This window comes from Thermincola ferriacetica, from assembly GCF_001263415.1.
In the GTDB taxonomy this organism is placed as follows: Bacteria; Bacillota; Thermincolia; order Thermincolales; family Thermincolaceae; genus Thermincola; species Thermincola ferriacetica.
Genome location: NZ_LGTE01000001.1, coordinates 261,614 through 283,097 on the forward strand (window position 1 = coordinate 261,614; position 21,484 = coordinate 283,097).

Genomic DNA, 21,484 nt, shown 5'->3' on the forward strand with positions numbered 1-21,484 from the left:
TGCGATGGTACTGCAGATTTGGGTGGCCTATCTCCTGGACTTAATCTTTGGTGACCCTACTATCATCCCTCATCCGGTGGTCATTATCGGCAAAACTATAGACAAAGCGGAAGCTATTTTGCGGCGCTGGGTATCTCCGGTCTTGGGGGATAAAAGGGCAGGTTTTTTGCTTACCCTCTTTATTGTAGGAGGAACCTATGGTATAACAGAACTGGTCTTATGGGCTGCCCGTTCCCTTCATCCCTTTCTGGCAGCGCCGGTGCAGGTCTTCCTGATCTTTAGCTGCTTGTCCGTCAAGACTTTGTATAAAGTAGCCAGGCAAGTTTTTGACGAGTTGGTCAGCAAAAACATGCCCAAAGCCAGGGAGATGGTGGGCTGGCTGGTGAGCCGGGACACCCAGAACATGGACGAAGCGGAAGTAACCAGAGCCGCTGTGGAAAGTGTGGCCGAAAATTTTGTGGACGGTATTCTATCACCGCTTTTCTACGCCTTCCTGGGGGGGGCCCCCCTGGCCCTTGCGTATAAAGCGATTAACACCCTGGACTCCATGGTGGGATATAAAAACGAAAAATACATCAATTTCGGTTGGGTCTCGGCCAAGCTGGATGACCTGGTTAACTATATTCCGGCGCGCATCAGTGGCTACCTTCTGATAGCGGTAGCATTCCTGACCAGACGCAACGCCAAAAAAGCCTTTTATATCATGCACCGCGATGCCGCCAGTCACCCCAGCCCTAACGGGGGTATTCCGGAATCAGTCATCAGCGGGGCGCTGGGCATCAGGCTGGGAGGTTTTAATGTATATGGGGGAGAAAAATCCTTCCGCGCCTATATGGGCGACCCTCTTTATCCTTTAGAACCCAGAAAAATACTGGAAGCTCTGGAAATGATCATTATCGGGTCATTCCTGGCTCTGGTAATAGGTTCTGCCGTTTATTTTCTAATGGAGCAAATCATTCACACATTCGCGAAAGGAAACCTGTTATGAAAGCACCAAGAATACTCATTGCCGGAACCCATAGCGGCTCCGGCAAAACCACAATTACAACAGCCATTATGGGCCTGTTAAAGAAAAAAGGCTATAAAGTAAACCCTTTTAAAGTTGGGCCCGATTATATAGACCCCAGTTACCATGCGGTGGCAACGGGAAACCCGGGGCGGAACCTGGACTGCTGGATGCTCAGCCAAGACAAGGTCTATGAATTGTTCTGCCGCACGGCGCAGCAGGGCGGTATCAATGTAATCGAAGGGGTCATGGGGTTGTTCGACGGGGCCAGTGGTATTGACGATGCCGGAAGTTCGGCCCAGATAGCGAAACTTACCAATACCCCGGTACTCCTGGTAGTTGATGTCCGTTCGACGGCCCGGAGCGCTGCCGCAGTCGTATTGGGATTTCAAAAATTTGATCCGGCCTTAAATATTGCCGGTGTTATCCTGAACCGGGTGGGTAGCGACCGGCACCTAGGACTGGTTTCCGAAGCTATCGAAAAATACTGCCGGGTCCCTATTGTTGGGGCTATCAGGAAAAACGAACTACTGGAACTTCCTTCCAGGCACCTGGGGCTAATTCCCACGGGAGAAGGGCGACAACTGCCGGAAAAAATAGATTGTCTGGTGGATATAATAGAACAGGACATTGACCTGGAAAAATTGCTTACTGTTGCCGGGTCAGCTCCTGAACTGCAACTGCCGGAGAAACCACGTCTCTTTCCTGAAATTTCGGGCAAAACAAGAGTGCGCCTCGGTATTGCCAGGGACGAAGCCTTTTCATTCTACTACCAGGACAGCCTGGATATCTTAAGCCATCTGGGCGCTGAATTGATACCTTTCAGCCCGATGCGTGATGAAAGACTGCCTGCTGACCTGCATGGCCTGTATATAGGCGGCGGTTATCCGGAAATTTACCTGGAAGAACTGGCAGACAACAAAAATATGTTAAAAGAAATCAAGGAATTCGGCCTATCCGGAAAACCTGTATATGCTGAGTGCGGCGGTTTTATGTATCTGTCGGATGGTATCACCACTGCTGAAGGGGTGCATTACCCCCTGGTGGGCTTAGTTCCCGGCATCAGCGTAATGAAACCCAAGCTGGTTAGCCTCGGGTACGTTACAGCCTATTGTGCTGCGGACAATCTCCTGGGGCCGGCAGGAACAACGTTAAAAGGGCACGAATTTCATTATTCCGAATTAGATTGTGAAAAACACATGGAAAAACCTGCCTATCGGGTAATTCGCAACCGCTCTGGGGAACAGGTGCTATCGGGGTATGCCGATGGGAATATTTTAGCCAGTTATATTCATGTTCATTTTGCTACCAACACCGAAGCAGCGAAAAGTTTTTTGGAAAAATGCCGGCTGGCAGGAGGGAATAGTGTATGACAGATAATAATGAACTGGGTCTCGTTCAGGTTTACGCAGGTAACGGAAAAGGTAAAACTACAGCAGCGCTCGGACTTGCATTCCGCGCCGTCGGCCATGGTTATAAGGTTTGTATAATTCAGTTTTTAAAAGGGAGCAGTTATGCCGGGGAATTATCCACCTGTGCCAAACTGTTTCCCTACGTGCAAATATACCAGTTTGGCATCGGCTGCAAATATAGCGCTTTAATCCGTCAGGGTATGGAAAAATGCCGCGGCTGCGGTGAATGTTTCATAAAAAGCCGTGGACCTTCCCGCGAAGACCGGGAACTGGCCCAAAAGGCTCTGCAGTTTACTTGGGAGGTCATGCAGAAAGAGGAATGCCACCTGCTCATTCTGGACGAAATTGGGAATGCCTTAAGGTACAACCTGGTCTCCGAAGATCAGGTCCTGGAACTCATTGAAAAAAAGCCTGCTCATATGGAATTAGTGCTCACTGGCCGCGGGATTCCGGAGAAAATTATTGATGCTGCTGATTTGGTTACAGAAATGAAAGCAATCAAACACCCAATCAACAAGGGTGTTACGAGCCGCCGCGGTATAGAATACTAGAAAAATGTATCGCTCTTAGGAGGAAGACTATGAAATATATGGCCAGGGCTCCCGGTACGTGCGGTGAGCTGATTCAAGGATTGTGGAACGGAGTCAATTTCCTTGTCACATGTCCTATAAACATGTATTCAACGGCTGTTGTCGAGTTATCTCCGGACATGGATGAACTTATCCTTCCGGCAGGCCGCGAAAAAACAGCCGCCGCTGTCAGAAAATTGCTTTCCTCGGTGGAAGCCGACGGCATAGGCGGTTATGTACATATTACATCTGATTTGCCTGCAGGAAAGGGAATGGCCAGCAGTACCGCTGATATTACGGCTGCCTGTGTGGCAGTGGCCCAGGCCCTGGGCAAAAAAGTGCCTGCCGGCGAGATAGCCCGGATTGCTTTGTCGGTAGAGCCTACCGATGGGTTGATGTTTCCCGGCATAGTGGCTTTTGATCATTTACGGGGTAAAATATGCAGACCAATGGCAGGAGTCCCTGATTTGGACATTTTAATCATAGACCCGGGCGGTATAGTGGATACCAATGAATTTAATGCCCGGTTAAACCTGAAGTTTCTCAACCGCATCAACGAACGGACCGTTATGCAGGCTTTAGAACAACTGGAATGGGCTCTGGCCCAGGGCGACCTGAAAATGGTCGGTGCATGCGCCACTACCAGCGCCTATGCCAATCAAAAGATACTGGAAAAGCCGCTCCTGGCGGAACTGCATAAAGTGTGTACCGATTTCGGCGGCGTGGGCGTAAATGTGGCTCATAGCGGGACGGTTATCGGGATGCTTTTTGAACGAAGGAACAGCGTTGATTGGGAAAAACTGAAAAACACAGTTTTGTCCCTCTTTGACGTTCAGGTTATGGGACCGGTCCGGGTTATTCAAGGCGGCGCCGAAATTTGGGTCGAAAGGGAAGGAGAAGGCTTATGGCAACCCTACCACATATGCATGGAGGAAACCTGCGAGCAGCAGCAGAAAAGTATGGAATAGCCATCAGTGATTTAATCGATTTCAGCGCTAATATCAACCCTCTTGGTCCCAGCACCAAGGCCCTGGAGGCTATCCGGAACAGTTTGGACCGGGTTGCCCATTACCCGGACCCGGATTGTTTGGAATTAAGACGGGCGTTGGCAGAATATATCAGACTCCCATTAGAGAACATCATAATGGGCAACGGGGCAGTGGAACTGATATTTATATTAATGCACGTACTGAAGCCCCAGGCAGTTTTGATTCCGGCGCCCACCTTCGGCGAATATGAAGCAGCCGCCATATCGGCAGGCTGTCAAATAAAGTCTCTTCCGTTAAACAGGGAAGAGAATTTTCTTTTAAATGTGGACCAGGTGGTGAACACATTGAAAAATGTGGACGCAGTTTTTATCTGCAACCCCAATAACCCCACCGGCCAGCTTACTGGACGGGCAGAACTGGAATATATTATCAGGGAAGCCCGCAAGAAAAATGTCTGGGTTATCGTTGATGAAGCCTTTATTGATTTTCTGGCCGAAAAAACTTTATATTCCGTGATGGACCTGATAAAGAGGTATGAAAACCTTTTTATTTTGTATTCTCTGACCAAGTTTCATGCCCTGCCGGGCCTGCGACTGGGCGCCGGTTTGGGCAATAGGTCCCTGGTCAGTAAAATGATGTCCCATAAAGACCCCTGGAATGTAAATGTTTTGGCCCAGATAGCAGGTGTTGCCTCGCTGAAGGATGAAAAATACATGCAGGATACTGTAAATATGGTGCAGAAGGAAAAACTATACCTGTATGAACAACTAAAAAAAATAGCGGGACTGCATCCTTATCCTCCATCGGCCAATTACGTCTTTGTGGATGTAAGCAAAACAGGCCGGACATCTACAGAAATTACTGAAATGATGGGCAAAAAAGGTATTCTGGTCCGGGATTGCAGCAGTTATAAGAATCTCGGTTGCGGGTATATCAGGGTAGCGGTTAGAAAAAGGGATGATAACAACATGCTGCTACAGGCCTTGCCGGAAACGGTAAATTTGTAATGTCATTCCATACTTCAGGCAGGACAGGGTGGCAGATACAGAGAATATATATTTGTCGAAACATTGCGAGGGTATGTTTATCAGGACGGGAAAGGAAATTGCTTATGGACGATATGGTAAGGATTTATCTGGTCAGGCACGGTGAGACCAATTGGAATAAATCTTTAAAATACCAGGGACATAAAGATGTGCCTTTAAACGACGAAGGAAAAAAACAAGCCGAAAAAATCGGTCTCAGGCTGGCTAAGGAAAAAATTGATGCTGTTTATTCCAGCGATTTGTCGAGGGCCCGGGAAACGGCAGCGGCTATTGCCAGACACCATAATAAGCAGGTTATTACCTTACGGGAATTCCGGGAAACCAATTTTGGCTGTTGGGAGGGGTTGACTTACGTCGAAATAGTCGCAGCCTACGAAGAGGTGATGCTGAACTGGCGGAAAAACCCGTGGCAAACAAAAATTCCCGGCGGCGAATGTCTGGAAGAGGTGGTTAACCGGACCAACGGCATGTTCTGGCAACTGGTGGAAAAGCATGCCGGGGAGAACATTGTTATAGTGGCTCACGGTGGTACTAACCGCACCATCATTGCCGGAATTTTAGGTATGGATTTTAACGATTACTGGAAGTTAAAACAGGATAATGTATGTCTGAATATAATAGAAGTTTTCCCGGAAAAACGGGCTATTTTATGCGCTTTAAACGATACCAGCCACCTGTTTTAAAGAGTATCATTTTATCGTGGCCGGCGTAAAATGATACAGGAGGTGTTATTATGCCGTGGTTAGACTCCTCTGTCACGCGGCGCCTAAAAATTTTACTCAACATCCCCAAATCGGCGCCACTGGTCTGGCATCTGATATGGGATAAAAGGGTGGAGTGGTGGAAAAAAGCGCTTTTTGTCGGTGGTCCGTTGGTTTATTTTTTCTTGCCGGTGGACTTTATTAACGACTTTGTGCCTTTTTTTGGTCAGCTTGACGACTTAACGGTGTTGTTTCTTATGCTGGAAAGGTTCATAGCCAGTGTGCCTGATTACATAATTCGTGAATACTGGCAAAAATAAGCAAGAGGGGACAAGACATGCGCAGACAGGCTTTTTTAAAGGTTGCCCGGGGCGAAAAAGAAGCGGACATGCTTCTGAAAAACTGCCGGCAGGTCAACGTTTTTACCGGAAACATTGAAAAAACATCAATAGCCTTTTATGACGGCCTGGTTGTCGGCGCCGGTGATTATGAAGCCCGCGAAATCATAGACCTGGGCGGCCGATACGTGGCACCGGGGTTAATTGACGGCCATATACATATCGAAAGTTCTATGTTGCCACCTGCCGAATTTGCCAGGGCGGTACTTCCTTTTGGAACAACAGCAGTGGTAACCGACCCCCATGAAATTGCCAATGTCATGGGCATAGAGGGAATAAAATTTATGATTGAATCAGGCAAAAAATCCCTCATTGATATTTACGTTATGCTGCCCTCATGTGTGCCGGCCACTTACCTGGAAACCTCAGGCGCTGAGCTTACGGCTGATGAAATGAAGCCGCTTTTAAACAACACCAGAGTACTGGGTCTGGGGGAAATGATGAACTATCCGGGAGTTATTTCGGGTGAACCGGAGGTGTTAAAAAAATTACGGGCCGCTGCCGGACGTGTGATAGACGGCCATGCCCCCGGAGTTTCAGGGAAACAGTTAAACGCTTATGCCGGTATGGGCATAAGGTCTGACCACGAATGTACTACACTGGAAGAGGCCAGGGAAAAACTGGCCCGCGGCATGCATATTATGATTAGGCTGGGTTCAACCGCCAAAAACATGGAACAACTGCTGCCGCTGGTGAACAACTGGACAGCCCGTTATTGTATGTTTGTCACCGACGACCTGCCACCCAACGAAATTTTGAGCAGGGGTCATCTGAACTACCTGTTGAAAAAAGCAGTACGCAAAGGATTAGACCCGGTTACAGCCATCTCGCTGGTAACCATTAACCCTGCCCGGTATTTCGGACTGGCAGGTCATGGCGCCGTTGCGCCGGGTTATAAAGCTGACCTGGTAGTTTTTGAGGACCTGGTAGAGTTTAAGGTGGACAAAGTTTACAAAAACGGGAAGCTGGTAGCCCAGCAAGGTAAAACCATGGAACCCGTACAAATGAGTATGACCACCTTTAATCGACTACCTGTAAATCTGGATAAACACCGGTTAAAAATAAAGGCAGCAGGAGGTATTGCTAAAGTTATAGGGGTGGTACCGGGACAGATTTTTACAGAAAAACGTATCCTGGCGGTCAAGGTTGACAAGGGCGAGATTGTTCCGGATGTCAGCAGGGACATTCTGAAAATTTGTGTCGTGGAACGCCATAAAGGAACCGGCCATGTCGGGGTAGGACTGGTTCAGGGATTTGGTCTTAAAGAAGGCGCCCTGGCCGGCAGTGTTGCCCACGACAGCCACAATATCATTGTTGTAGGATGTAATGATGAGGATATTTATACAGCCATTACCAGGGTTGCTGACATGGGCGGAGGACAGGTGGTAGTGCATAACGGCCAGATCAAAGCGGAATTACCATTACCAATTGCAGGGCTTATGTCAGATTTGAGGGTGGAAGAAGTTGCCGCCAGACAGCAAAATTTAAATAGGGAAGCGGCTAACCTTGGCTGCCATTTGGATGCGCCCTTTATGACTCTTTCTTTTATGGCGCTGCCAGTAATTCCGGAACTGAAAATAACGGACAAGGGTATCGTCGATGTACGACAATTTGATATAGTTTCCCTATTCGGCAAGTAAAACCCCGACAATTATCGACATAGTGTTTTTGGTAAACTATAAGTGCGGATTATTGTTTTTTTTCTCCCTATATGCTGATGCAGTTATTATAACCGGGTTATTTGGTTAAAATAACTGGTAAATAAGGCAGAAGGGAGATTTATTTACGATGGAAGAATTTATTCGCAGTAGGGTGCCTTGGAGCGCAGGGCCAAGTCTCATAGAGATGACCGATGAGGTCGGGATTGATTTTGATAGTTTCATAGACGGATTGGCCCAAAACAAATCGGACATAGAAATGGCCGAGGAATTCGGGGTTACGGAAAAAACAATTTATTATCTGAGAAATCAATTTGAACGAAAGGGGCTGGGTTCAACAATTGGACAAGACTAAAAGTCTTTGTCCACATTATTGACCCAACCCCAACTTTCTATTGGCTCGTCTGCCGCAGTCTTTTCTTCTTCCGGTTCTTCCGGTATATCCCGTTCAATTCCATAAATCATATTGGAGGAATAAACGGGATGTTCATAGAAGAAAAAGGAGTAGTTGCAGGGAATTTTATTGTTTTCTTGCTCACCGATATTTTTCATAAAATTCGACGCTCCCATTGTTTTTTCGATAGTGTGCCCTCGATTGTTCATTAATATTTATACTTTAAAACTGTCTCCGGAGGAAAAGAATGTCACGGTTGTTTCTTTTATTTATAACTGTCCCGGTACTGGAAATACTAATTTACATCGAACTAAGCCGCATAACGGGTATCGGAGTTACCTTTGCCCTCATTTTCGGTACAGGTTTGATTGGGGCTTTCCTGGCCAAAAGGGAAGGACTGCAGGTTATCCGGGCCATTCGCAGGGAACTGGAATATGGCCAGGTACCTGGCAATCATCTATTGGACGGCCTGTTGGTCCTGGTAGGCGGTATATTGCTGATTACACCGGGCTTACTGACAGACATTACCGGATTTCTTTTTCTACTTCCTCCCACCCGCAAGATGGTCAGGGAATTTTTAAAGAAAAAAATCAGAAAATGGATTGATAACGGACAAATCCGGTTTTATATGTGGAGATAACTATTTTTGTCGAAAAAAGTTTTTTTGGCTGTAGAAGTAATTACCAATTTGTGATATAATAATCAAATATTAAATTTATAGACTAGGGGAAAGGGGAACGGCAATGAGGGAAGAAAGAATAGTAAAAGAAGGTTTAACCTTTGACGATGTCCTGTTAATTCCGGCCAAGTCGGAAGTACTGCCCAAGGATGTTGATACCTCTACATACCTGACAAAAAAAATCAAACTCAATATCCCGTTAATGAGCGCCGGGATGGATACGGTTACTGAATCCAGGCTGGCTATTGCTATTGCCCGGGAAGGCGGTATAGGTATCATTCATAAAAACATGTCCATCGACCAGCAGGCTCTGGAAGTGGACAGGGTGAAAAGGTCTGAACACGGGGTTATAACCGATCCTATCTATCTTTCACCGGAAAACTCCATCAGGGAAGCCTTAAGCCTCATGGAAAGGTATAGAATTTCCGGCGTGCCCATTACGGTTAATAATAAACTGGTAGGTATTCTCACTAACCGGGATTTACGTTTTGTGGAAAATTATGACCGGCCCATTGGTGAAGTAATGACCAGGGAAAACCTTATCACTGCTCCTGTAGGGACTACCCTGGAAGAGGCTAAAGCCATCCTGCAGAAACATAAAGTGGAAAAACTTCCTATTGTGGATGAAAACTTTAACCTTAAAGGTTTAATTACCATTAAAGATATAGAAAAAGCTCGCCGTTATCCCAATTCGGCAAAAGACCACAAAGGCAGGCTGGTCGTTGGCGCGGCTGTAGGTGTTACCAAAGATATGATGGACAGAGTCAGCGCACTGGTGGATGCCAAAGTAGATGTAATAACCGTCGATACCGCTCACGGCCATTCCCGGGGCGTACTGGATGCCGTATACATGATTAAAAAGAAATACCCTGATGTGGATGTCATTGCCGGCAACGTGGCCACGGCCGAGGCCACAGTGGACTTGATAAAGGCCGGAGCGGACTGTATCAAGGTAGGTATTGGTCCCGGTTCTATATGCACCACCAGGGTGGTCGCCGGCATTGGTGTACCCCAGATCACCGCTATCATGGACTGCGCGGAAGAAGCTGAAAAGCACGGTATACCTATCATTGCTGACGGTGGTATTAAGTATTCAGGAGATATTGTGAAAGCCATTGCCGCCGGCGCCAATGTGGTTATGATTGGCAGTCTCTTTGCCGGAACGGAGGAAAGCCCGGGAGATATTGAAATTTACCAGGGTAGAAGCTTTAAGGTTTACCGGGGCATGGGCTCTTTAGGCGCCATGAAGGCCGGCAGTAAGGACAGGTATTTCCAAGAAGACGAGAAAAAACTGGTGCCGGAAGGCATTGAAGGGCGCGTTCCCTATAAGGGGCCTCTTTCGGAAACGGTTTACCAATTGATAGGCGGTTTGCGTGCAGGAATGGGTTACTGCGGTACTCCCAACATTGAGGCTCTTCGTAAAAATACCAAATTTATGCGTATTACCACGGCCGGTCTCAAGGAAAGTCATCCCCATGACGTGCAAATTACGAAAGAAGCGCCTAACTATAGTTTGTAACTGCGCAATTAATTGGCATGTCATCCTGGTAAATGTTATAATAGTACTGAACTTCAGTTTTGGTGAGGGGGTTTTGGTTCAAATTGATCACCAGAGAAACTATCAAGAAAGTGTTGGAGGATTACCTATCCGGCCATATATCCACGGAAGAAGTTTCCCAGTGGGCTTATGAAATGATTGCTGACAATGTGGAAACAAGCGACGAATTGGTTACGGAGGTTCTATATAATCTGGTTAGTTATCATAATGTGGGGCTGATTTTTGATATGTACCGCCCGAGCAGGGAAAAATTGGAGTATCTCATGCACTGGCTGGACGGTGACCAGGATTGCGATTGGAACCTGTATACTTCGATTTTTGATCCTTCCAAGCTTTCATAAATTTTAATAATACCCCACTAACTTTGTGTTAGTGGGTTTTTAGTGAGAACTTGCCTAAGTGAGGTAAACTTACCATGTTTAAAACAGTTAATGATGTGATGGAACGCCTATCTGAAGTAAATTACCTTGTTGATGAAAAACTGGCCACATCGGTTTTTCTGGCCGTTCAATTAAATAAGCCGTTGCTGGTAGAAGGGCCGGCCGGTGTTGGCAAGACTGAACTGGCCAAGGCAGTTGCGTCTGCCTTGCAAACTGATTTGATTCGGTTACAATGTTATGAGGGATTGGATGAATCAAAGGCCCTTTTTGAATGGAACTACCAGAAGCAACTGCTTAGAATACAAGCGAATCACCTGACGGACAGGTCATGGGAAGATACGAAAAAGAGCATTTTTTCCGAGGAATTTTGCCTGCCACGGCCGCTGTTAAAAGCCATCCAGGCGCCGAAAACCGTTGTCCTGTTAATTGACGAGTTGGATAAGAGCGACGAGGAATTTGAAAGCTTTCTTCTGGAAGTCCTGTCTGATTATCAGGTTTCCATTCCGGAGATGGGAACGATAAAAGCCCGGTCAATACCTATTGTTGTTCTCACCAGCAATAACTACAGGGATTTCAGTGATGCCCTGAAACGCCGCTGCATACATGTTTATATCGATTACCCCTCCTTTGAAAGGGAACTGGCCATAGTCCGCCTTAAAGTGCCAGGCATTTCTCAGGACCTCGCCAAAGAAATAGTACATTTTGTCCAGGCCCTGCGCAAAATCCCTTTGAAAAAAGCTCCCAGCATCAGCGAAACCCTAGACTGGGCCAGAACCATGATCTTGATGGGCGTTAAAAATCTGGACGCCAGAACAGTGGAAAATACAATTAATTTGTTAATCAAGTACCAACAGGATGTGGAAAAGATACAGGATCGTATTTTCGGTCTCCTTGGTTAAAAAAATTTTAGCGTACAAGGATGCTGTTTGGGGAAGGTTGGCATGGAGGAGCAAATTTTATATTTTTGCAGATTGCTGCGGAAAGCTGGGATAAAGGTTTCTGTTTCAGAAGTAAATGATTGCCTGAAAGGGTTAAGGTTAACGGGACTGAGCAAGCCGGTTTTTTATCAAACGTTAAAATCTACCCTTGTCAAGGACCATGCCTTTTCTAGGACCTTTGACAAGCTTTTTGCCATCTTTTTTGAGCGATTACTGATGCTGCCTGAAAACGAAGCCGGCGCTCATCGCGGTTATGGCGAAATTGCCCGCCAGCGCAGGGAATTAATGGCTACCGAAAATTTTGCAGAAAACTTCTTTACCCATGCCGGAACAGGGCAGGGAGCGGGTGACAGCGGGAGTTATAAAGATGTTTTTGTCCATCTGATTAGGCTTGGCGACCATAGTCTGTACCGGGCATACATAGATAAAGGGCTTAAAAGCCTATGTGACTTGCAACAGGAAAGCATTATTGATATTGATGAGTTGGTGAGAAAGGTCAAAGTTTATCTTGAGTGGAACATGGGCATAAATCAGTTGGAGAAAGAAGCTGAGAAAGCGGGCGGAGATTTGTGGTGGGTATGGCAGGCCCGGCTGACCGAATTGGAGGAAGAACTCAGGCAGGCTCTGGAGGAAAAACTTATCGCTCGTTTTGGCGAAAAGGCGTTAACAGTTGTGTTGGAAAGGGAAAACCTGAATACATTAGATTTTTTTCTATTGAGTGAAAACCAGGTTGAGGAAATGCACAAAAAAATCTCCCGCTTGGGCCATCAGTTAGCCAGCAGGGCAAAATTCCGGAAAAAAGCTGCCAAAAAGGGAACTGTAGCTCTGCAGAGGACTATTCGCAAATCAATGTCCACCGGTGGAGTGCCGATTAAGCCCGCCTATCGGGATACAGTTCCTGCCAGGCCCGAGTTTTGGGTACTTTGTGACGTATCAGGCTCTGTCAAACGGTTCAGTGAATTTATGCTGCAGTTGATGTACTCTATCCAGAGCCGGTTTTTGCACGTACGGTCCTTTGTTTTTGTTGATACTATCGCTGAAGCTACCGCATGTTTTCAAAACAGGGAAATAAACGAAGCGATAAAGGAAATGTATAATAGCCTGAAATTTTCAAAAACGGGTTTTTCGGATTACGGAGAGGTTTTCCGGGAGCTGTATGAAAATTATAGCGAACAGCTTAACAGAAAGGTGACTTTACTGATTATTGGCGACAGCCGCAACAATTACCGGCCTCATCAGTCAGAATATCTACAAAAGTTAAAAGACCGGGTGAAAACTATCATTTGGTTAAACCCTGAACGGGCAGAGGTCTGGGATTCCGAAGACAGCATTATGAAAACCTATGCTCCTTTTTGCAAAAGGGTCTTGGAATGTAGAAATCTGGAGCAGCTAAGTAGGATTGCCAGGAAAATACTGTAGCCGCTGGTAAGATACTTGGAAAACAAAATTCGACAGTAAACAGGAATCTTTTCGGTTATAGCAAGGTTTTGAATCCAATAGAATATAACAAAAATGAGTTAAACGTGACCGGCTACAGGAGATTTAACCGGCAGGAGGGAACAGGCCATGGATAAAATACGCCTGGAAACAGAGATAAAAAGGTTGCAGGATAAACTGGCATTACTTGCGGCCATAAAAAACTTCAGCTTTTCTGACCCTGAAGTTTACGCGTGTAGCTGCAGAATAGACAACCTTATAGTTGAGTATATGAAGGCTAATTGTTAAAAAAGTATTAAATCTGCTTTCCCGATGGTTGTAGCTTATTGACAACAGTAGAATCATGATATATATTTGTAATTGAGAATCAATATCAATGGATTTTATTTTTTGCATCTCCATTGAGAATGATTATCAATCACAACCTATGGGAGGCGGCTGCTATGAATCTGGATATGTGCAAAAAAGGGCAAACCATTAAAATTAAATTCATTAAAGATGCTCTGGTCAGGGCGCAAGCCATCAGGTTTGGTATCGCGGAAGGAGAAATTGTGAGGTGTGAAGAGGTAATTCCCGCCGGCCCTGTTGTAGTCAGCAAAAAGAACCAGGAAATTGCTATCGGCAGGAAATTAGCTCGGAACATCGATGTAGAACTGGTCAGCTAAAATATACGTCCAAAAACCATCGCGACAGTCGAAGGAGTGATTGCTATGCATTGTCATGATTCAGGTCTCAAAATAGAAATTCCGTCAGACGCGAAAAAAATTGTCCTGGCTGGCAATCCCAACGTGGGCAAATCGGTCTTTTTCAATGCCTTAACAGGCATGTATGTGGATGTTTCCAATTATCCGGGAACAACTTTGGAAATTTCCCACGGTAAATTCGGTAACGATGTAGTTATTGACACACCCGGAGTATACGGTATCTCATCTTTTAACGACGAAGAAAGGATTGCCCGGGATATTATTCTTAATGCCGATGTGGTTATCAACATAGTGGATGCCGTACACCTTGAACGAGATTTGTTCCTGACTCAGCAGATTATAGATACGGGTGTGCCCGTAGTAGTAGCCTTGAACATGCTGGACGAAGCTGAAAGACAGGGGCGGAAAATAGATGTTGACCTGCTCAGCGATCTGCTGGGAGTCCCTGTTATTCCCACGGTAGCCACGGAAAAGATCGGCCTGGAGGAGCTGAAAAAGAAAATATGCTGCGCCCGGCAAGGAAACATTGACCATGAGCTGCAAAAACAACTGAATACACTTGTTGACAGGGTAGGCAGCCAGGGCGAAGCTTTACTTATTCTTGAAGGAGACCCAATTATTGCAGAAAGGCATGGTATTGCGCCGGGAGATAAAAGAGAAAAGCTTTACATTAAAAGGCGTGAAAGAGTTAACGACATTGTCAGCCATGTTGTCAGTGAATCCAATAAAGGAGCATCATTTTCCACCATTTTGGGCAGATTGATGATCAGGCCCTGGACAGGCATTCCGCTCCTCATACTGGCTCTGTGGGGAATGTATGAGTTAATTGGTGTTTTTATTGCCGGGACGGTAGTTGGATTTACGGAAGAAACTGTCATGCAGGGCATGTACGAACCTTTTATCAGGGGTTTGGTTTCGAAAATTTTCAGTGAGCAGTCAGTTATAGGTACTTTATTAATTGGAGAATTCGGTGTGCTGACCATGACAGTAACATATATACTTGGCCTCCTGTTACCACTTGTGGTCGGATTTTATCTGGTTTTATCAGCTTTTGAGGATTCCGGTTACCTGCCTCGCATTGCTACTCTGACTGACCGTATATTAAGCGGCATCGGTCTAAATGGAAGGGCCGTTATACCCATTATTCTGGGTTTTGGTTGTGTTACGATGGCGACCATTACTACCCGTTTGCTGGGTTCCGACAGGGAACGCAGAATCGCCATTTTCCTGCTGGCCATGGCTATACCGTGTTCGGCCCAGTTAGCTGTAGTTGTCAGTATGCTGGCGGGGATGCCTGCAGCTTATGTAGGGGTTTACGTTGCCGCAATTCTGACTTTGCTGGTTACTGTAGGAACGATCATGAACCGTGTTTTGCCGGGAAGATCAAGCGAATTCTTAATTGATCTGCCTCCGCTGCGGGTGCCCAGGTTGAATAATGTTGTTACCAAAACAGTGACCAAATCTTATATGTTTTTGAAAGAAGCCACGCCTCTCTTTGCATTAGGCGCCTTAATTATTGGTATCCTAAACGTGACAGGTATATTACGGGTTTTGCAAGGGCTTTTATCACCCCTTACAGTGGGATGGTTAGGCCTGCCTAAGGAAGCTGCCAATGCTTTTATCATGGGTTTTGTGCGCCGGGATTTCGGCGCTGCCGGTTTAGCAAGTTTAGACCTTTCTCCGTCCCAGACGATAGTGGCCCTAATCACCATTACAATATTTGTGCCCTGCATAGCTTCAGCTATGGTTATTTTTAAAGAACGTGGCAAAAAAGAAGCTGCCATAACCTGGATAACCATTCTGGGGATTGCCTTCTTTGTTGGCGGAATAGTCAATCAGTTGTTTAAGTTATTCAGCGGTCCCAAGGCCTTTGTTAGCGGTGGCAGTATTATCCTTGTTTTCCTGGCAGTAATGGCAATTGTGTCTGTGGCCAACAAAATAATTCCTTCAAAAACCTTAGAAACTTAGTGTAAAGGAATGTTGCCTATGCATGGAGAAAACATTAAAGTAACCTGCCCGAATTGTAAAATTCTTATTTCAGATTCAAAAACAACCAGATGTCCCCGCTGCAATACCCTGCTTATCCAGCCGGGGTGCAAGGGGAACTGTTCGCAGTGCCTGATTAAAGAAAAATGTTCTTGAGGTGGTTTGCCGATGACTCATACTATGGAAGATATAGCCAAAAAACTGGCGGAAAAAGATTACAAACTGACCCCGCAACGGAAAACCATAGTGGAGGTCTTTCGGGCCAATCCGGACCGTCATTTAAGCGCCGAGGATGTTTATGGGATCGTAAAAGCAACGGATCCGGAAATAGGTATGGCCACTATATACCGTACTTTAGACCTGCTGTATGAACTTGATGTTCTGCAGCGGATGGACTTTGGCGACGGGCGTAGCAGGTATGAATTAGCGCAGAATGAAGTTCACCATCACCATCACCTTATTTGTACCAGGTGCGGCAGGGTGTTAGAATTTGAGGATGATTTGCTGGAGTCATTGGAAGAAGCCATCGCCAGGAAAAGCAACTTCAAAATAACGGACCATCACCTCAAGTTTTACGGGTACTGTGAAAAATGCCGGTAGAGCACTAGAACTTTAGTTCGTCGAACATGGTCCGGAAAAACTGCGCTGTTTTGGCTGACCGGTGTAAAGTACGGACTCCCTGGACAACTACAACTGTCGGAGTGGTATCGCTTTTTACTTCTTCCACATTGAATTCAACCATTACCATGGCAGCGTTGCCTTCCATAGGTTCTCTGACAATTCTGGCAGTGCCTTTAATACCTAGCGCAATGTCCGGACCTTCCAGCACAGTAATAAAGGCTTTCCCGTTTATTTTAATGTTTTGCGTAGTTTGGTGGCCTTTCATAAGGGCCATACGGACAGTTTTATTATCTTTAGCAGTTAACAGGTGCACGGGCAGGGCATGAGGGTACCCGTCTTCCGAGATGGTAGATACTATAACCGTGGTTGCTTCCTGTTTAAACAGTTCAAACAGCTCAGGCGGCAATGAATCCCCGATGATTTTGCTCATTCTATAACCCCTCCCAGGTTATATATTGCAGGTGAATTGTATTCCCAATATTCCATATAATTTTATTATAAAGTTATAGTTACAAGAATGGGAGGTATTTTTGGAAAAAAGACCGGATTTTCGACCATCATTTTGGATGGCTGTTTTTCAGAACCGCCGGGACGAAAAGGGGAAGAAACCCGACAATAGGATGGTAAATACCTTATAATAAGCGAAAAATCCGGTGAATAGTTGAATAGCTATTCCGCAAAATGTGATGTGGGCAGGGGTAGTTTGATATGGATGTGGTAATCCAAACAGTTAACTTAAACAAGAAATTTGACCGGGAAATCCTGAAAAACATTAATTTCACCCTGAAAAAAGGGCAAACACTGGGCCTGATCGGCAAAAATGGGGCCGGCAAAACAACACTGATAAAAATAATACTTTATAAAATCTGTTCAATGCACTTTTTTCCGGTTGAGTATTTCGTACAACCCCATAATAATGAGGAAAAAGCCGAAAACTTGGCGAAGATGTTGGGCCGATATATAGTGCGCGAGATATGAGCCTCCCACGGCTCCAATAACGCTGGTGACGGCCAGTGAAAAAGCCAGTCTTGTATCTACGTTTCCGTGTCTGTAATGGGTAATGACAGCCACGAGGGAAGTGGGGAGGAAAGAAGCCAAGGATATGCCCTGGGCCATGTGCTGGCTAAAGTTCATAGTGATGATTAATGCGGGGACTAACAGTGTGCCGCCTCCTAAGGCCAGACCGCTGATAACCCCGCATACCAGGCCAAGCAGGACAAGCGCCATCACATGACCATCCTTATTCCTGCGGCAAGAATAAAAGCGCCGAATATTTTTTTCAGCGATGCCGCCGGTATATAATTCATCAATCTGGCGCCCAGGTAACCGCCTATCATGCCACCAATGGCAACCTGTAGAGCAAGATAGATATCCATACTTCCGTTTATTCTGTAAACAAACGAACTTACTAAAGCCGTTGGCAGGATAATGGCCAGAGAAGTCCCGTGCGCTTTGTGTTGACTTACGCCCATGAGCGCAACCATGGCCGGAATAAGAATCGTTCCGCCACCGATGCCCAATAACCCGTTGATTACCCCTGTCAATATACCCACTACTGGTATCATTATCCCATGTGCTATCCGCAAAATTGTTCCCTCCTGATTTACCGACAAATTCATTTTGCCACATTGTCAAAGATTTATTCTAAGTTTGAAAAAGAGGTGAAAGTTGGATTATAATATAGATATATTTAGTAATGGAGGCGATACTATGGCTATTTGGAAATGTGCAAATTGTGGAGCTATCCGCGAAGGCAGGTGTAAACCTAGGAAATGTGCCGAGTGCGGTGCATCCGACAGTTTTAAAAAAGAAGAGGAAAAGAAGTAACGGTGACGTCTGTCACCGTTTTCCAATATAGATAGGGGCGGGAGGTACTGAGGGATGCGTTTCCTGTTTTTTTCTGTTTCTATTGGTGCCGGACATGACCTGGCTGCCCTGGGGTTAATGGCTGAAATTAAAAACCGGTTTCCAGGCGCTGAAACAATGTTGGTAAATACCTTTGATTATATTAACCCTACCCTTAATAAGGTCATAGTAGGCAGTTATATGGAGTCGTTGAAATTCAGCCCCAAAATATGGGGAAAATTATATGCGCAAGCCGAAGAGGGTGATCAGTTTATAGATTTGCGGCAAATTCTCCACGGACTCTGGTCCAGCAAGCTGGAAAAATTGGTTGACTCTTTTGCACCTGATGCTGTTATCTGTACCCATGCTTTTCCGGCCGGTATGCTGTCCATGCTTAAAGGCAGAGGACTGCTAGACGTGCCTTTATTGGCTATTTTGACCGATTATACCGTCCATAGCTTCTGGCTGCATGACCACATTGATACTTATATTATTCCTACCGAAGAACTGAAATACCTGTTTATCAGGCATGGAATAAAGGCCGAAAAGATAAAGGCCTTTGGTATCCCGGTGCGGCCGGAATTTTCTCAACTGCCCTCCAAAGAAGAGGCCAGAACGTCAATGCAATTGGAGAACAAGACTACTTTTCTCGTCATGGGCGGCGGGCTGGGCCTGGGAGATGTAAAAAATATAATTGTCGAACTTGGTAACTCTGATTTGGACATCAATATTATAGCTGTAGCCGGTAAAAACCATAAACTGCAAACAGCTCTTGACCTTTTGCAGACCAAGGCGAATTTGAAAGTTTTCGGATTTACTGAAGAGATTCCCAGATTAATGGCCGCCAGTGACGTGATAGTGACCAAGCCCGGCGGACTGACCACGGCAGAAGTTTTAGCCACCGGGATCCCGATGGTTATAATGTCCCCGTTACCGGGCCAGGAGGAGAGGAACACGGAGTTTTTGTTGAACTGTGGCGTGGCGGTAAAGGTCAGAAAACTGGATCTATTAATTCCCACTGTCAAACAATTGCTTGAAAACCCGGTAAAAATCAAACAGGTTAAGGAAATGTGCCGGGTGTTGGGCAGGCCAAAGGCAGCTGCCGATACGGTAGATTACCTGTTAAACCTGGTAGAAAGTAAATAAAATGTGCCAACTGTAAAAAGGATTTCAAACATAGTAAGGAGAAATAAGAATATTATGAAAATTAGCCCAAATTGAGGTGAGCATTGTGGCCAATTATAATTTGCAAGCCGCTTATGAGGTGGCAGTGGACAAGCTGGGTAAAAAAAGTCCCCGGGAGATTGCTGTGAACAGTGATACATTATATGATGAAGCAACAAACACTTTTAAGGTAAAATATATCAATGAAGATTATCTGGTTACCTATCCTGACGGCAAGATTAAATTTGCTGATAAAGACGGGGAAATCCCGTTAAACGTGCAAATCCTTATACTGCATTACCTTGTTACGGCAAACGGTGCGCCTTTGCAGAACAGGCTCATTTCTTTTAAGGAACTGCCTGACGGCGCTATTTATATTGAACCTTTTACCAGAAGGGCAGTTAGCCCCATGCTCAGCGCCTTTGGAAAAAATCCTGAAGCTTTTGCTGAACTAGCTGAAAAAATTGGTGGGCAAAGAAAGTCACTGGGTGATGTCAGCGTTACTATTCATGTTTTTCCCAGGGTACCGATTACGTATGTAATTTGGGCTGCGGATGATGAATTTCCCGCATCCGGCAATATTCTTTTTGACGCCTCTGCATGTCATTACCTACCAACAGAAGATTATGCCCTGGTATCCAGCCTGGTTGTTTATCAGTTGTGCGGTATGTTCAAACAGAGGCAGAGTTAATTTTATTTTTTCTTAGATTTTTGTAGCTATCTACGAGGAATTATTTTAATTTTGTTGAATTAATTAGCATAGCATAATACAGTCTGAGGGGTATATATGAAAAGGAGAAGTGTTGACTGGTACATCTTAATTCCCGTGCTTCTTCTCGTGAGTACCGGTTTAATTATGGTGCTTAGCGCCAGTTCGGCTTTTGCTTCGGCTAAATTCGGCAAACCCTTTTTATTTTTTTACAAGCAAGCAATTTGGAGCTGCTTAAGTATATGCGGTCTTATCTTTGCAGCCAATTTTGAATACAAGAGGCTAAAAAGATTGGTAGGTCCCGCTTTGTTTATAACCTTGTTATTGCTGGTCCTGCTGCTAATTCCGGGTGTTGCTGACACCAGAAATGGCGCCAACAGCTGGCTGCAGTTGGGCCCGGTATCCTTTCAGCCCTCGGAATTAGTAAAATTGTGCACTATTTTGATTTTGGCCAGGGTCCTGGCCAATAAGCAGGATAAAATTTCTTTCTTTCAGGAAGGTTTACTGCCGCCTATTTTTATTATTGGCGTGATTTGCGTCCTGATTGTACTGGAGAAAGACCTTGGAACTACGATGGCTTTGGCTTTTACTTCTTTTGTTATGCTTTTTGCGGCCGGGGCCCGGTTATCTCACTTGACTCCGCTGGCGTTGACGGGCGCTGTGCTGGCCAGTGCGGCAGTTTTTAGTGAGAAATACCGTTTAGCCAGATTTATTGCTTTTATGAACCCGTATGCAGATCCCCGGGGTACCGGCTATCAAATAATCCAGTCCCTGTATGCTATAGGATCGGGCGGCGTGATGGGTGTCGGACTAGGGCACAGCAAGCAAAAGTTCCTGTACCTGCCTGAATCTTATACCGACTTCATTTATAGTGTCCTGGCAGAAGAACTTGGGTTTATCGGCGGTTTATTTATTATTATTTTATTTATCATAATATTGGTTCGGGGCCTGCGCATCGCATACAATATTGGCGATTCCTTCGGCAGCCTGTTAGCCATCGGTATTACTTCCATGATTACCGTTGAAGCAATTATGAATATTTCCGTTGCCACCGGTTCTATGCCGGTAACAGGGATTACACTGCCGTTTATAAGTTACGGTGGATCATCATTGTTTTTTAAAATGGTTGGCGTGGGAATACTTTTAAATATATCGAAGTACTGTCCGGAAAAACAAGCAGCGGTCAAGGAAACAGATGTTTTAACCGATTATTAGCTATAATTAGAGGAGAAGGCTGCCCTTAGTAGGTAGCCTTTGCTTTTAATATCCAGTAAAATTAGTTTAGTTCTT

Annotated in this window: 27 protein-coding genes; 23 read left to right on the top strand and 4 right to left on the bottom strand. The window is 45.5% G+C overall.

Annotation, left to right across the window (positions count from 1 at the left end; translation table 11 throughout):
• Nucleotides 1–4: 4 nt before the first annotated feature.
• The 9 genes from cbiB to Tfer_RS01320 all read left to right on the top strand — a co-directional run bounded on the left by cbiB (nucleotide 5) and on the right by Tfer_RS01320 (nucleotide 8,134).
• Complete coding sequence (gene cbiB, locus Tfer_RS01280; RefSeq protein ID WP_052216535.1) at nucleotides 5–988, top strand: adenosylcobinamide-phosphate synthase CbiB; 984 nt, start codon at nucleotides 5–7, stop codon at nucleotides 986–988.
• Nucleotides 985–2,379 carry a cobyrinic acid a,c-diamide synthase CobB gene (locus Tfer_RS01285; RefSeq protein ID WP_052216536.1) on the top strand — a complete coding sequence of 465 codons (1,395 nt, stop codon included), beginning with the start codon at nucleotides 985–987 and terminating at the stop codon, nucleotides 2,377–2,379. Before cbiB ends, Tfer_RS01285 begins: the two co-directional genes overlap by 4 nt.
• A complete protein-coding gene (locus Tfer_RS01290) occupies nucleotides 2,376–2,969 on the top strand; it encodes a cob(I)yrinic acid a,c-diamide adenosyltransferase (protein WP_052216537.1) in 594 nt (197 codons plus the stop codon). The genes Tfer_RS01285 and Tfer_RS01290 overlap by 4 nt, the downstream gene beginning before the upstream one ends.
• A gap of 29 nt (nucleotides 2,970–2,998) precedes the next feature.
• On the top strand, nucleotides 2,999–3,955 hold the full coding sequence (locus tag Tfer_RS01295; protein WP_052216538.1) for a GHMP family kinase ATP-binding protein: 957 nt from the start codon (nucleotides 2,999–3,001) through the stop codon (nucleotides 3,953–3,955).
• Nucleotides 3,892–4,983, top strand: a complete 1,092-nt coding sequence (gene cobD, locus Tfer_RS01300) for a threonine-phosphate decarboxylase CobD (protein ID WP_052216539.1) — start codon at nucleotides 3,892–3,894, stop codon at nucleotides 4,981–4,983. Before Tfer_RS01295 ends, cobD begins: the two co-directional genes overlap by 64 nt.
• A 104-nt stretch (nucleotides 4,984–5,087) precedes the next feature.
• Complete coding sequence (gene cobC, locus Tfer_RS01305) at nucleotides 5,088–5,705, top strand: alpha-ribazole phosphatase (RefSeq protein WP_052216540.1); 618 nt, start codon at nucleotides 5,088–5,090, stop codon at nucleotides 5,703–5,705.
• Nucleotides 5,706–5,755: 50 nt separating this feature from the next.
• Nucleotides 5,756–6,043 (top strand): YkvA family protein, encoded by a 288-nt coding sequence (locus Tfer_RS01310; protein WP_052216541.1) that lies wholly within the window; start codon nucleotides 5,756–5,758, stop codon nucleotides 6,041–6,043.
• A 17-nt stretch (nucleotides 6,044–6,060) separates the two neighbouring features.
• The gene (gene ade, locus Tfer_RS01315; protein WP_052216542.1) at nucleotides 6,061–7,761 is read left to right on the top strand and encodes an adenine deaminase; all 1,701 of its coding nucleotides are present in this window, start codon (nucleotides 6,061–6,063) and stop codon (nucleotides 7,759–7,761) included.
• Nucleotides 7,762–7,909: 148 nt separating this feature from the next.
• Entirely contained in the window at nucleotides 7,910–8,134 is a 225-nt protein-coding gene (locus tag Tfer_RS01320) for a helix-turn-helix domain-containing protein (protein WP_052216543.1), read from the top strand.
• Here the strand turns inward: Tfer_RS01320 and Tfer_RS01325 are convergent.
• Nucleotides 8,131–8,331 carry a hypothetical protein gene (locus Tfer_RS01325; protein WP_052216544.1) on the bottom strand — a complete coding sequence of 67 codons (201 nt, stop codon included), beginning with the start codon at nucleotides 8,329–8,331 and terminating at the stop codon, nucleotides 8,131–8,133. The genes Tfer_RS01320 and Tfer_RS01325 overlap by 4 nt on opposite strands.
• Nucleotides 8,332–8,420: 89 nt before the next feature.
• On the opposite strand from Tfer_RS01325, the gene Tfer_RS01330 reads away from it, so the two are divergent.
• The 9 genes from Tfer_RS01330 (at nucleotide 8,421) to Tfer_RS01365 (ending at nucleotide 16,455) form a co-directional block, all read left to right on the top strand.
• On the top strand, nucleotides 8,421–8,813 hold the full coding sequence (locus Tfer_RS01330; RefSeq protein WP_052216545.1) for an FxsA family protein: 393 nt from the start codon (nucleotides 8,421–8,423) through the stop codon (nucleotides 8,811–8,813).
• A gap of 103 nt (nucleotides 8,814–8,916) precedes the next feature.
• Nucleotides 8,917–10,371, top strand: a complete 1,455-nt coding sequence (gene guaB, locus Tfer_RS01335) for an IMP dehydrogenase (protein ID WP_052216546.1) — start codon at nucleotides 8,917–8,919, stop codon at nucleotides 10,369–10,371.
• A gap of 83 nt (nucleotides 10,372–10,454) precedes the next feature.
• Complete coding sequence (locus Tfer_RS01340; RefSeq protein ID WP_052216547.1) at nucleotides 10,455–10,751, top strand: hypothetical protein; 297 nt, start codon at nucleotides 10,455–10,457, stop codon at nucleotides 10,749–10,751.
• 74 nt (nucleotides 10,752–10,825) lie between these two features.
• A complete protein-coding gene (locus Tfer_RS01345) occupies nucleotides 10,826–11,689 on the top strand; it encodes an AAA family ATPase (protein ID WP_052216548.1) in 864 nt (287 codons plus the stop codon).
• A 42-nt stretch (nucleotides 11,690–11,731) separates the two neighbouring features.
• Complete coding sequence (locus Tfer_RS01350; RefSeq protein ID WP_052216549.1) at nucleotides 11,732–13,147, top strand: VWA domain-containing protein; 1,416 nt, start codon at nucleotides 11,732–11,734, stop codon at nucleotides 13,145–13,147.
• 147 nt (nucleotides 13,148–13,294) lie between these two features.
• On the top strand, nucleotides 13,295–13,453 hold the full coding sequence (locus tag Tfer_RS15790; protein WP_013120201.1) for an aspartyl-phosphate phosphatase Spo0E family protein: 159 nt from the start codon (nucleotides 13,295–13,297) through the stop codon (nucleotides 13,451–13,453).
• Nucleotides 13,454–13,608: 155 nt separating this feature from the next.
• Entirely contained in the window at nucleotides 13,609–13,830 is a 222-nt protein-coding gene (locus Tfer_RS01355; protein ID WP_013120202.1) for a FeoA family protein, read from the top strand.
• Between the two features lie 45 nt (nucleotides 13,831–13,875).
• Entirely contained in the window at nucleotides 13,876–15,837 is a 1,962-nt protein-coding gene (gene feoB, locus Tfer_RS01360; protein ID WP_052216550.1) for a ferrous iron transport protein B, read from the top strand.
• A gap of 186 nt (nucleotides 15,838–16,023) precedes the next feature.
• The gene (locus tag Tfer_RS01365; RefSeq protein WP_013120204.1) at nucleotides 16,024–16,455 is read left to right on the top strand and encodes a Fur family transcriptional regulator; all 432 of its coding nucleotides are present in this window, start codon (nucleotides 16,024–16,026) and stop codon (nucleotides 16,453–16,455) included.
• A 4-nt stretch (nucleotides 16,456–16,459) separates the two neighbouring features.
• Here Tfer_RS01365 and Tfer_RS01370 read toward each other — a convergent pair whose 3' ends face one another.
• Nucleotides 16,460–16,906, bottom strand: a complete 447-nt coding sequence (locus Tfer_RS01370; RefSeq protein WP_052216551.1) for a pyridoxamine 5'-phosphate oxidase family protein — start codon at nucleotides 16,904–16,906, stop codon at nucleotides 16,460–16,462.
• A 278-nt stretch (nucleotides 16,907–17,184) separates the two neighbouring features.
• Between Tfer_RS01370 and Tfer_RS16685 the strand changes: the two genes are divergently transcribed.
• Nucleotides 17,185–17,454: an ATP-binding cassette domain-containing protein gene (locus Tfer_RS16685; RefSeq protein ID WP_052216552.1), complete on the top strand. Its 270-nt coding sequence runs from the start codon at nucleotides 17,185–17,187 to the stop codon at nucleotides 17,452–17,454.
• Here Tfer_RS16685 and Tfer_RS15795 read toward each other — a convergent pair.
• Nucleotides 17,347–17,703 (bottom strand): sulfite exporter TauE/SafE family protein, encoded by a 357-nt coding sequence (locus tag Tfer_RS15795; RefSeq protein WP_083436698.1) that lies wholly within the window; start codon nucleotides 17,701–17,703, stop codon nucleotides 17,347–17,349. The genes Tfer_RS16685 and Tfer_RS15795 overlap by 108 nt on opposite strands.
• The gene (locus Tfer_RS01380) at nucleotides 17,703–18,062 is read right to left on the bottom strand and encodes a sulfite exporter TauE/SafE family protein (protein WP_013120207.1); all 360 of its coding nucleotides are present in this window, start codon (nucleotides 18,060–18,062) and stop codon (nucleotides 17,703–17,705) included. The genes Tfer_RS15795 and Tfer_RS01380 overlap by 1 nt, the downstream gene beginning before the upstream one ends.
• Nucleotides 18,063–18,186: 124 nt before the next feature.
• Between Tfer_RS01380 and Tfer_RS17220 the strand changes: the two genes are divergently transcribed.
• The 4 genes from Tfer_RS17220 to ftsW all read left to right on the top strand — a co-directional run bounded on the left by Tfer_RS17220 (nucleotide 18,187) and on the right by ftsW (nucleotide 21,409).
• Nucleotides 18,187–18,303, top strand: a complete 117-nt coding sequence (locus tag Tfer_RS17220; RefSeq protein ID WP_041587722.1) for an RCKP-type rubredoxin-like domain-containing protein — start codon at nucleotides 18,187–18,189, stop codon at nucleotides 18,301–18,303.
• Between the two features lie 54 nt (nucleotides 18,304–18,357).
• The gene (locus Tfer_RS01390; protein ID WP_052216553.1) at nucleotides 18,358–19,467 is read left to right on the top strand and encodes an MGDG synthase family glycosyltransferase; all 1,110 of its coding nucleotides are present in this window, start codon (nucleotides 18,358–18,360) and stop codon (nucleotides 19,465–19,467) included.
• Nucleotides 19,468–19,552: 85 nt separating this feature from the next.
• A complete protein-coding gene (locus tag Tfer_RS01395; protein ID WP_052216586.1) occupies nucleotides 19,553–20,176 on the top strand; it encodes a DUF3786 domain-containing protein in 624 nt (207 codons plus the stop codon).
• Between the two features lie 96 nt (nucleotides 20,177–20,272).
• A complete protein-coding gene (ftsW, locus tag Tfer_RS01400) occupies nucleotides 20,273–21,409 on the top strand; it encodes a putative lipid II flippase FtsW (RefSeq protein WP_052216554.1) in 1,137 nt (378 codons plus the stop codon).
• Nucleotides 21,410–21,484 lie beyond the last annotated feature (75 nt).